Source organism: Ameyamaea chiangmaiensis (assembly GCF_013376175.1).
In the GTDB taxonomy this organism is placed as follows: domain Bacteria; phylum Pseudomonadota; class Alphaproteobacteria; order Acetobacterales; family Acetobacteraceae; genus Ameyamaea; species Ameyamaea chiangmaiensis.
Genome location: NZ_JABXXR010000095.1, coordinates 1 through 11,249, shown reverse-complemented (window position 1 = coordinate 11,249; position 11,249 = coordinate 1). Strand labels below are relative to the sequence as shown.

Here is an 11,249-nt window from a genome sequence, read left to right as displayed (position 1 = left end):
AGCGTCTCCCGGCAAGGGAAGATCGGGTCCGGCGCGCGGTCCCGGTTCGGGTGCGGCCAGCGCGCCTCGATCCAGGCGAACCGCCTCATCACAGCCCGCTCGCGCGGTGCGGTCATCAAGGCGCGGGTCGTCCGTCATGGCGGGCGCTCCGCGCCGCTCTCGACGCATCTCGATTATCTGCGCCGCGACGGCGTCACCCGCGACGGGGAGAAGGCCCGGCTGTTCGGTCCGGGCGGCAATGATGTCGATGCCAGGGATTTCGCGGAGCGATCCGAGGACGACCGCCACCATTTCCGGTTCATCGTCTCGCCGGACGACGCGCTGGAAATGTCCGACCTCAAGGGCTTCACCCGTGAGCTGGTCGGCCAGATGGAAAAGGATCTCGGCACGCGGCTCGAATGGGTCGCGGTCGATCACTGGAACACCGAGCATCCGCATGTCCATCTGATCGTGCGCGGCGTGCGCGATGACGGCGAGAACCTGGTCATCTCGCGTGACTATATAAAGGAGGGCATGCGTGAGCGGGCGCGCGACCTGATCACCCAGGAGCTGGGGCCGCGCACCGATCAGGAGATCCGGCAGACGCTGGAGCGCCAGATCGACGCCGACCGCTGGACCAACCTCGACCGTCAGCTCGCCCGCGACGCCTATCGCACCGGCGTCATCGATCTCGCGCCGCATCCCGATCGGCAGCCCGACGAATTCCATGCCCTGAAGATCGGGCGGCTGCGTAAGCTCGAAGGCCTCGGGCTCGCCGACGAGATCAGTCCGGGACAGTGGACGATCTCGGACAAGGCCGAAGCGACACTCCGCGAGCTCGGCAAGCGCGGCGATATCATCAAGCGCATCCATCACGGCCTGACCGAGCGTGGGATCGAGCGCGGCGCGGCGAGCTATGTGCTGGCATCCGAAAGCCTCAACGATCCGGTCGTCGGCCGCCTGGTCGCCCGCGGCCTCGACGACGAACTGAAGGGCACGGCCTTCGCCGTCGTCGATGGCGTCGACGGCCGCACCCACCACATAAAGCTGCCCGATCTCGATGCAGCGGGCGACAGCGCGCCCGGCTCGATCGTCGAGCTTCGAAAGTTTGACGACGCGCGGGGCCAGCGCCGCTTGGCGATAGCCGTACGCTCCGACCTCGACGTCGAGCGGCAGGTCACCGCGACCGGCGCCACTTGGCTCGACCGCCAGAATATCGCCCGCGAGCCGGTGGCGCTCGGCGGCGGCTTCGGCGCCGAGGTCCGCGACGCGATGGATCGGCGCGCCGAGCATCTTGTCAGTCAGGGCTTCGCCGAGCGACAGACGCGCGGCATCAGCTTCCAGCCCAGCCTGATCGACACGCTGCGACGTCGCGAACTGGAAGCCGTCAGCGAACGCATCGCCGCCGAAACCGGGCGTCCCCAGGTCAAGCCGGAGTCCGGCGAATATGTCACCGGCACCTACCAGCGGCGGCTGAACCTCGCGAGCGGCCGCTTCGCCATGATCGACGACGGGCTCGGCTTCAGCCTCGTGCCCTGGACACCATCAATCGAAAAGCAGCTCGGCCGTCACGTCTCCGGCGTCGCTCGAAGCGATGGCTGCGTCGACTGGAGCTTCGGCCGCCAGCGGGGGCTCGGCCTGTGACCATCATCCCAAGCGAAAGGAACCCGCCATGTCCGCCACCAAGATCCTCTGGGACCAGATCCTCACCGTCTTCGCTATCGTCCTGTTGACGACATGGGCCGCTACGCAATGGACGGCCTACCGGCTCGGCTTCCAGCCCCAGCTCGGACCACCATGGTTCATGCTCGGTCATTGGCCGATCTACCATCCGTGGTCCTTCTTCCCGTGGTGGTATTTCTACGACGCCTATGCGCCGCCGATCTTCGTCGAGGGCGCCTACATCGCGGCGTCCGGCGGCTTCGTGTCAATCGCCGTCGCCATAGGCATGTCGGTCTGGCGAGCCCGCGAGGCGAAGAACGCCGAGACCTTCGGGTCGGCGCGTTGGGCACATGAACACGAAGTCCGCGGCGCTGGCCTGCTCGGCGAGGACGGCGTGGTGCTCGGCAAGTACGACCGCGCTTATCTTCGGCACGATGGACCCGAGCACGTGCTGTGCTTCGCGCCGACCCGCTCCGGCAAGGGCGTTGGCCTGGTCGTGCCGTCGCTGCTCACCTGGCCGGGCTCGGCGATCGTGCATGACATCAAGGGTGAGAACTGGACGCTGACCGCCGGCTTCCGCGCCCGCCATGGCCGGGTGCTGCTGTTCGATCCCACCAACGCGAAGTCGGCCGCCTACAATCCGTTGCTCGAGGTGCGCCGCGGCGAATGGGAGGTCCGCGACGTGCAGAACATCGCCGACATCCTGGTCGATCCGGAGGGCAGCCTCGAAAAGCGGAACCACTGGGAAAAGACCAGCCACGCGCTCCTGGTCGGCGCGATCCTGCATGTCCTCTACGCGGACGAGGACAAGACGCTCGCCGGTGTCGCCGCCTTCCTCTCCGATCCGAAGCGGCCGATCGAGTCCACCTTGGCGGCGATGATGAAGACCGCCCATCTCGGGGAGAGCGGACCGCATCCGGTAATCGCGTCGGCCGCCCGCGAGCTGCTCAACAAGTCCGACAACGAACGCTCCGGCGTGCTCTCGACCGCCATGTCGTTCCTCGGCCTCTATCGCGATCCCGTCGTCGCCGAGGTGACGCGCCGCTGCGACTGGCGCATCGCCGACATCGTTGGCGCCCAGCAACCGACCAGCCTCTACCTGGTCGTGCCGCCTTCGGACATCGCGCGGACCAAGCCGCTCATCCGGCTCATCCTCAATCAGATCGGCCGGCGCCTGACGGAGGATCTGAAGGCGAAGGGCAACCGCCATCGGCTGCTGCTGATGCTCGACGAGTTCCCGGCGCTCGGCCGGCTCGACTTCTTCGAATCCGCGCTCGCCTTTATGGCCGGCTACGGGTTGAAGGCGTTCCTGATCGCGCAGTCGCTGAACCAGATCGAGAAGGCTTATGGGCCGAACAACTCGATTCTCGACAACTGCCACGTCCGTGTCAGCTTCGCGACCAACGACGAGCGCACCGCAAAGCGCGTCTCCGATGCGCTCGGCACGGCGACCGAGATGCGCGCCATGCGCAACTATGCTGGCCATCGACTTTCGCCCTGGCTCGGCCATCTGATGGTGTCGCGCTCGGAAACCGCAAGACCGCTGCTCACCCCGGGCGAGATCATGCAGCTCCCGCCCACCGACGAGATTGTCATGGTCGCGGGCACGCCGCCGATCCGCGCGAAGAAGGCGCGCTACTACGAGGATCGCCGCTTCAAGGATCGGATCATGGCGCCGCCGGCGCTCACCAGGCCGAAGCAGCCAGGAATGGACGATTGGAGCCGTCTACCACTTCCAGCCCGGCCGGCGAGCGCGGTGTCGCCAGGCGCGGCTGTCATCGAGGATGGCGGTGACGAAGATCCGACCGGATCGGAACGGCGTCACCAGCCCGAGCTGGAACGCGCCGCGCCGGTCGAGAAGAAGGCGCTGATCGAGAACGAGTTCGACGGCGGCTTCGACGACGAGGCCGATGACGACACCGCCCGGATCAGCCGCGCGAACCAGATCATGCGTGGCGTAGCGCGCCAGGTCTCGCTCGATCCGAACGACGGCATGGACCTGTGAGGCGCCCATGGCCAATCCATCGAAGAAGCAGCGCCTGTCGGTCTATCTCGAACCCGAGGTGATGAAGGCGCTTGCGGCCTATGCGGCCCGGCGCGATCAGTCACGCTCGCTGATCGCCGAGGCGGCGATCGCATCCTTCCTGTCGCCGGACGCCGCCGAACGGCAGGAGGCGGCAACGACCAAACGCCTCGACCAGCTCGACCGTCGCATGACGCGCATGGAGCGCGACGTCAGCATCTCGATCGAGATGCTCGCCGTCTTCGTGCGGTTCTGGCTAACCGCCAACCCGCCGCTGCCCGAGCCGGCGCACGCCGCCGCCCGAGCGCAGGCGGGTGAGCGTTACGACGCCTTTGTGGCGGCGCTCGGCCGCAGACTGGCCAAGGGTCCTAAGCTCCGGCAGGAGATTTCCGAAGACATCAACGCGGGGAGCGGCGACAACTGACGGATATGCTAATAGTACCTCAGCAACGCCATCGAAAGGAGAATTACAGCATTGTCGATCCACATTTCCCATGACCAGAAATCGGGGCGTTGGTCTTTTTCTTATAGTCGCCATCTATTCGTCGCCGTCGGCATGGTGTTCCTGGCCGGAGGCATAGCGGCGCTTGCCGGGCCTTGGTGGCTACCCATCGCCACGTTCGTTTTCGGAAAGATTGACGTCAAGATCGACTCATCTGCCAACTATTGGGTAGCGGCTATCCTGATCGTAGTCGGCCTATCAATCCTGGCATTCAAATTCTTGGTGCTCGATAAATGGGCGCACCGTCTGGCAATCGACAAAGAGACGATCGCCCGATCCCCTCCGGCAGTGCAGGAAGTGAAGCGATATTTCGATGATCTTCTAGACGACCACTCTTATCGTTCGAGTTTCGATACACACTTCTATCGCGCGTACAATCAGTTCTCGGACGCTTCTAACGCTCTCCAGGACACAAAAACGGCGGCTCTCTTCAATACGTTTGCCACCGATGCAAGGGCGTTACACCATTTTGTCGCACCGAACTTCTTTGTGTTCCCCGACAACCAAGGGCCCAATCCGGACTACCGGTATTGCTTAGCCCCACACATGAACATCGACCGGGACATGGTCTCCTACGACGCGAAGAAGGTTGCGCGGTACGACGAGTTGAAACGCGAACTCGCCGAGCGCGTCGCACAAGCTCGGCAATCCTACGACGCTTTTGTCCGTCGACTTAAGAAGCTTGGACATATCTAGCGGCCCTGACGTGAGCCGCAAGTTCGCCTGGGCCGGCGCGTCTTGGTCTGACGCGACGCTAGGAGCCCCAGGACAGCGATCCCGCGCGCGACGCGCAATAAGCAACGATTGCGGCAACTCACGTATTCGGTGATTCCGCCGAACGCCTGTCTTTGTACGCCACGGTACGACAAGCAAAACAACCTGTTGCCGCAGGCTGATTTCCGGTTCTCTTAATCATCCCCGATCCAGGGACGGACTGACGCGGTCCCGCAAAGAACGGGGACAACGTGGTCACTTCTTCCGAGAATTCTGAGGCGACACTTCGCGGGGCCCGCATGCTGCGGACCGCCCTCGGTCCCGCCATCGCCGGATTCCTCGGAGACGCCAGCGTCGTCGAGGTGATGCTCAACCCTGACGGCCGTCTCTGGATCGACCGGCTCTCGGAAGGCCTGTCCGACACCGGCGAGCGGCTCTCCGCGGCCGACGGCGAGCGCATCGTGCGCCTGGTCGCCCACCATGTCGGCGCGGAGGTCCATGCCGGCAATCCCCGCGTCTCGGCCGAGCTGCCGGAAACGGGGGAGCGGTTCGAGGGGTTGTTGCCGCCAGTTGTCTCTGCCCCGGCCTTCGCCATCCGCAAACCCGCCGTCGCCGTCTTCACGCTCGACGATTATGTCGCAGCCGGCATCATGTCCGCCGCGCAGGCCGAGGCATTGCGTGAGGGTGTCGCCTCCCGCGCCAATATCCTCGTTGCCGGCGGCACGTCGACCGGCAAGACAACGCTGACCAATGCGCTGCTCGCCGAGGTGGCGAAGACCTCAGATCGCGTCGTTATCATCGAGGACACGCGCGAACTGCAATGCGCTGCGCCCAATCTCGTCGCTATGCGGACGAAGGATGGCGTGGCCTCGCTCTCCGATCTTGTCCGCTCATCCTTGCGGCTGCGCCCCGATCGCATCCCGATCGGCGAGGTGCGCGGCGCAGAGGCGCTCGACCTGCTCAAGGCATGGGGCACCGGCCATCCAGGCGGGGTCGGCACGATCCACGCTGGCAACGCAATCGGCGCGCTGCGACGGATGGAACAGCTCATTCAGGAAGCCGTCGTCACTGTCCCCCGCGCGCTGATTGCCGAAACGATCGATCTCGTCGCCGTGCTGTCCGGCCGCGGTTCTGCGCGCCGGCTTTCCGAACTCTTCCGTGTCGAGGGCCTTGGCCCTGACGGCGATTACCGCGTCGTGCCCGTCGTCATGGAGGGCGACGGCGGTCCGGCTTCCCCCACCAACCAAGTCCCCAGCCTCAACCCCGAAGGAGACCTCCTGTGATCCAAACCCTGCGCCTTTCGCGCTTCAATCAAGCCCGCCAACGCCTCGCCATGACCGTATCGGTCGCCACGCTGTCCGTGGTGATGGCGGCCCCCGCCTATGCTTCCGGCTCGTCCATGCCGTGGGAACAGCCGCTCCAGCAAATCCTCCAGTCGATCGAAGGCCCGGTCGCCAAGATCATCGCCGTCATCATCATTATCACGACCGGCCTGACGCTGGCCTTCGGCGATACGTCGGGCGGTTTCCGTCGCCTGATCCAGATCGTGTTCGGCCTGTCGATCGCTTTCGCGGCCAGCTCGTTCTTCCTGTCGTTCTTCTCGTTCGGCGGCGGAGCGCTGGTCTGATGGCGGGCGTCGTCGATCAGGGCGGAGAGGTGCCGGGATACACCGTCCCGCTGCACCGGGCGCTCAGCGAACCGATCCTGCTCGGCGGCGCGCCGCGCGCCATCGCCATCATGAACGGCACGCTGGCCGGCGCGGTCGGTCTCGGCCTGCGCCTCTGGCTGGTCGGCATCCTCATCTGGGCGATCGGTCACTTTGCGGCGGTTTGGGCGGCCAAGCGCGACCCGCTCTTCGTCGAGGTCGGTCGTCGCCATCTGCGCATCCCCGCGCATCTCACTGTCTGAGGGGCGCGGCCATGATGAATCTCGCCGAATATCGCAACAAGAATGCACGCCTCGCCGACTTCCTGCCCTGGGTGGCGCTGGTCGGCGCTGGCATCGTGCTCAACAAGGACGGCAGCTTCCAGCGCACCGCGCGGTTTCGCGGTCCCGATCTGGATTCGGCTGTGCCCGCCGAACTGGTCGCCATCGCCGGGCGCTTGAACAACGCCTTCCGCCGTCTCGGTTCAGGCTGGGCGATCTTCGTGGAGGCGCAACGCCATGCCGCTGCGACCTATCCGAACAGCCTGTTCCCGGATTCGGCGTCGGCGCTTGTCGATGCTGAGAGGAAGGCCGATTTCGAGGAAGCAGGCAGCCACTTCGAGTCCAGCTACTTCCTGACCTTTTGTTATCTGCCGCCAGTGGAGGACGCCGCCCGCGCCGAGACCTGGCTTTACGAGGGCCGCGAGAAGGCTGGCATTGATCCTACCGAGGTGATGACCGGTTTCGCCGACCGCACCGACCGGCTGCTGCGCCTGATCGAAGCGTTCATGCCGGAATGCCGGTGGCTCGATGACGGCGAGACGCTGACCTACCTCCACGGCTGCGTTTCCACGCACCGTCACCGTGTCCGCGTGCCCGAGACGCCGATCTATCTCGACGCGCTGCTCGCCGATCAGCCGCTCACCGGCGGGCTGGAGCCGCGCCTTGGCGGCGCGCATCTACGCGTACTGACGATAACTGGCTTTCCGACCGCGACGACACCCGGCTTGCTCGACGAGTTAAACCGGTTGGCTTTTCCTTATCGCTGGTCCACCCGCGCCATCCTGCTCGACAAGACCGACGCGGTGAAGCTGCTGACCAAAATCCGCCGCCAATGGTTCGCCAAGCGCAAGTCTATCGCCGCGATCCTCAAGGAGGTGATGACCAACGAACAATCGGTGCTGGTGGATACCGACGCCTCGAACAAGGCGGCGGATGCCGATCTCGCGCTTCAGGAACTCGGCGCTGACTATGCCGGTATCGCTTATGTAACCGCCACCGTAACGGTCTGGGACAACGATCCCCGCATAGCCGACGAGAAGCTGCGGCTTGTCGAGAAGGTCATCCAGGGCCGCGACTTCGCGGCGATGGCCGAGACCATCAACGCGGTCGATGCCTGGTTCGGATCGTTGCCCGGCCACGTTTACGCGAACGTCCGCCAGCCGCCAATTTCCACGCTCAATCTCGCCCATATGATCCCGCTTTCCGCAGTGTGGGCGGGGCCGGAACGGGACGAGCATTTTGCGGCACCCCCACTGCTGTTCGGCAAGACGGAAGGTTCGACCCCGTTCCGGTTTTCCCTTCATGTCGGCGACGTCGGCCACACGTTGATCGTCGGCCCGACCGGCGCGGGCAAGTCCGTGCTGCTCGCGCTGATGGCCTTGCAGTTCCGGCGATATGCTGGGGCGCAGGTGTTCGCCTTCGATTTCGGCGGCTCGATCCGCGCGGCGGCGCTTGCCATGCGCGGCGACTGGCACGATCTCGGTGGCGGACTGACGGAGGGATCGGAAACCTCCGTCGCGCTTCAGCCGCTCGCCCGTGTCGACGAAACAGCCGAACGCGCCTGGGCTGCCGACTGGATCGGCGCGATCCTCGTCCGGGAAGGCGTCACGCTCACGCCCGAGGTGAAGGAGCATCTCTGGACGGCGCTGACCTCGCTCGCTTCCGCGCCAGTGGAAGAGCGGACCATCACTGGCCTCTGCGTTCTGTTGCAGTCCAACGACCTGAAGCAGGCGCTGCGCCCCTATTGCATCGGCGGCGCCTGGGGCCGGCTGCTCGACGCGGAATCTGAACATCTCGGCACCGCGACGGTGCAGGCGTTCGAGACCGAGGGGCTTATCGGCACCGAGGCTGCGCCCGCCGTGCTCGCCTATCTCTTCCATCGGATCGAAGACCGGCTCGACGGATCGCCGACGCTCATCATCGTCGATGAAGGTTGGCTGGCGCTCGACGACGAGGGTTTCGCGGGCCAGCTCCGCGAATGGCTGAAGACACTCAGGAAGAAGAACGCCAGCGTGATCTTCGCCACGCAGTCGCTCTCCGACATCGACGGCAGCGCCATCGCACCCGCCATCATCGAAAGCTGCCAGACTCGGCTCTTGCTCCCCAACGAGCGCGCCATCGAGCCGCAGATCACCGCCATCTATCGCCGCTTCGGCCTCAACGATCGTCAGATCGAGATCGTCGCGCGGGCCATGCCGAAGCGCGATTATTACTGCCAGTCGCGGCGCGGCAACCGGCTGTTCGAGCTGGGCCTGTCTGATGTGGCGCTGGCGCTCTGCGCCGCCTCATCCAAGACCGATCAGGCCGCCATCGCTGCGATCGTCGCCGAGAATGGCGTGGACGGATTCCTCGCCGCCTGGCTGCGCCATCGCGGCGTCGGCTGGGCCGCCGACCTCATTCCCAACCTCACCAACAAGGAGAATCCCGAATGAAACTGCGCCGTTCGCGCGCGGCGTTGCTTGCCGCGTCCATGCTGTCCATTCCGCTGGCCTTGTCGCCGATCGTCACGACGCCAGCCTATGCCATCATCGTCTTCGACCCGTCGAACTATGCGCAAAACGTGCTCACCGCCGCGCGCTCGCTCCAGCAGATCACCAACCAGATCACCTCGCTTCAGAACGAGGCGCAGATGCTCATCAACCAGGCCCGCAATCTGGCGAGCCTGCCTTACTCGTCGCTCCAGCAGTTGCAACAGTCTGTGCAGCGGACGCAGCAGCTTCTGCAACAGGCGCAGAACATTGCCTATGACGTCCAGCAGATCGACCGAGCGTTCCAGACCAAATACGGTAATGTCTCGATGTCCGCGTCGGACCAGCAGCTCGTGGCCGATGCCCGTTCGCGCTGGCAAAATACGGTCGGCGGTTTGCAGGACACGATGCGCGTGCAAGCGACCGTCGTCGGCAATATCGACACCAACCGCACCCAGATGTCGGCGCTGGTCGGGGCGAGCCAGTCGGCGACCGGCGCGCTTCAGGCGACGCAGGCCGGCAACCAACTCCTCGCGCTTCAAGCACAGCAGCTCGCCGACCTTACCGCCGTCGTGGCGGCGAACGGCCGGGCGCAGGCGCTGTCGGACGCCGAACGCGCCACCGCCGCTGAACAGGGCCGCGAACAGCGTCGCCGTTTCCTGACGCCGGGCACGGGCTACCAGCCCGGCCACGCGCAGATGTTCCACGGCAACAACTGAGCGGGGCAGCGTCATGGACGGCAAGACCCTCGCGCGCATCGGCGCCGTTATCTTCGTCGCGCTGGCGATTACCGCCACCGCAATCGAGATGAACCGGCCTGCCGACAGACCGGACGATCCGGTCACGGTAGCGCAGCCCGTCACGGCGCGAGATCCGCTGCGCGCGGAACTCGCCCGCTGTAGCGGCATGGGCGAGGCCGGCGGGCGCGATCCGTCCTGCCTGCACGCCTGGGCCGAGAACCGCCGCCGCTTCCTGGGTCAGCCGGAGCCGGCCGCGTCCACGATGCCGATCGCATCGGACGCACCGACGACGCTGTTCCCGACCGCACCAGCTTCCACGCCAGACCAGAACGGGAGCCGCTGACATGCAGGGCGCCGGCGTCATCGACCATTTCCTCGAAGTCTTCACCCGCTATATCGACAGCGGCTTCGGCCTGCTGCGCCCGGAGGTGGCGTTTATCGCCACCACGCTGATCGTCATCGACGTGACGCTGGCGGCGCTGTTCTGGTCGTGGGGCGCCGACGAGGACATCATCGCCCGGCTGGTGAAGAAGACGCTGTTCGTCGGTGTGTTCGCCTACATCATCGGCAACTGGAACAATCTCGCCCGCATCGTCTTCGAGAGCTTCGCCGGTCTCGGCCTGAAGGCGTCGGGCACCGGCTTCACCACCGCCGATCTCCTGCGCCCCGGCAAGGTGGCGCAGACCGGCCTCGATGCTGCCCGGCCGCTGCTCGATTCCATCTCCGATCTGATGGGCTGGGTCTCGTTCTTCGAGAACTTCATCCAGATCGCCTGCCTGATGTTCGCCTGGGCGCTCATCCTGCTCGCCTTCTTCATCCTCGCCATCCAGCTTTTCATCACCCTGATCGAGTTCAAGCTGACGACGCTCGCCGGCTTCGTGCTGATCCCGTTCGGCCTGTTCGGCAAATCCGCCTTCATGGCCGAACGGGTGCTCGGCAACGTCATCTCGTCGGGCATCAAGGTGCTGGTGCTCTCCGTCATCATCGGCATCGGCTCGATCCTGTTTTCCGAGTTCACGCAAGGGTTCAACGGCGCGACGCCCTCGATCGACGACGCCATGACCATCGTGCTCGCTGCGCTGTCGCTGCTCGGCCTTGGCATCTTCGGTCCCGGCATCGCCAACGGCCTCGTCTCCGGTGGTCCGCAACTTGGCGCGGGCGCGGCGGTCGGCACCGGTCTCGCCGCAGGCGGTATGGTCGCGGCGGGCGCTGCCGCGGTCGGCGCTGTCGCCTCC

Annotated in this window: 11 protein-coding genes; all 11 read left to right on the top strand. The window is 65.5% G+C overall.

The genetic code is table 11. The annotated features are described in order from the left end of the window. A partial coding sequence (locus HUK82_RS11365; protein WP_176614067.1) for a relaxase/mobilization nuclease domain-containing protein occupies window positions 1-1,623 on the top strand: 1,623 nt, incomplete at its 5' end. A 28-nt stretch (window positions 1,624-1,651) separates the two neighbouring features. After that, window positions 1,652-3,646, top strand: a complete 1,995-nt coding sequence (locus HUK82_RS11360; RefSeq protein ID WP_176614066.1) for a conjugal transfer protein TraG — start codon at window positions 1,652-1,654, stop codon at window positions 3,644-3,646. Window positions 3,647-3,653: 7 nt separating this feature from the next. Then, window positions 3,654-4,088, top strand: coding sequence for a ribbon-helix-helix protein, CopG family (locus HUK82_RS11355; protein ID WP_176614065.1), 435 nt, complete (start codon window positions 3,654-3,656; stop codon window positions 4,086-4,088). 51 nt (window positions 4,089-4,139) lie between these two features. Beyond that, window positions 4,140-4,862, top strand: a complete 723-nt coding sequence (locus HUK82_RS11350; protein ID WP_176614064.1) for a hypothetical protein — start codon at window positions 4,140-4,142, stop codon at window positions 4,860-4,862. 317 nt (window positions 4,863-5,179) lie between these two features. Beyond that, a complete protein-coding gene (trbB, locus tag HUK82_RS11345) occupies window positions 5,180-6,163 on the top strand; it encodes a P-type conjugative transfer ATPase TrbB (RefSeq protein ID WP_176614063.1) in 984 nt (327 codons plus the stop codon). Then, complete coding sequence (locus HUK82_RS11340) at window positions 6,160-6,507, top strand: TrbC/VirB2 family protein (RefSeq protein ID WP_373318229.1); 348 nt, start codon at window positions 6,160-6,162, stop codon at window positions 6,505-6,507. The genes trbB and HUK82_RS11340 overlap by 4 nt, the downstream gene beginning before the upstream one ends. Then, complete coding sequence (locus HUK82_RS11335; RefSeq protein WP_176614062.1) at window positions 6,507-6,788, top strand: VirB3 family type IV secretion system protein; 282 nt, start codon at window positions 6,507-6,509, stop codon at window positions 6,786-6,788. The genes HUK82_RS11340 and HUK82_RS11335 overlap by 1 nt, the downstream gene beginning before the upstream one ends. An 11-nt stretch (window positions 6,789-6,799) precedes the next feature. Next, entirely contained in the window at window positions 6,800-9,238 is a 2,439-nt protein-coding gene (gene trbE, locus HUK82_RS11330) for a conjugal transfer protein TrbE (RefSeq protein ID WP_176614061.1), read from the top strand. Next, window positions 9,235-9,993, top strand: a complete 759-nt coding sequence (gene trbJ / locus HUK82_RS11325; RefSeq protein WP_176614060.1) for a P-type conjugative transfer protein TrbJ — start codon at window positions 9,235-9,237, stop codon at window positions 9,991-9,993. The genes trbE and trbJ overlap by 4 nt, the downstream gene beginning before the upstream one ends. A gap of 13 nt (window positions 9,994-10,006) precedes the next feature. Then, window positions 10,007-10,357 carry a putative entry exclusion protein TrbK-alt gene (gene trbK-alt, locus HUK82_RS11320; protein WP_176614059.1) on the top strand — a complete coding sequence of 117 codons (351 nt, stop codon included), beginning with the start codon at window positions 10,007-10,009 and terminating at the stop codon, window positions 10,355-10,357. A gap of 1 nt (window position 10,358) precedes the next feature. After that, the coding region (gene trbL, locus HUK82_RS11315; RefSeq protein ID WP_176614058.1) for a P-type conjugative transfer protein TrbL at window positions 10,359-11,249 on the top strand (891 nt) is incomplete at its 3' end.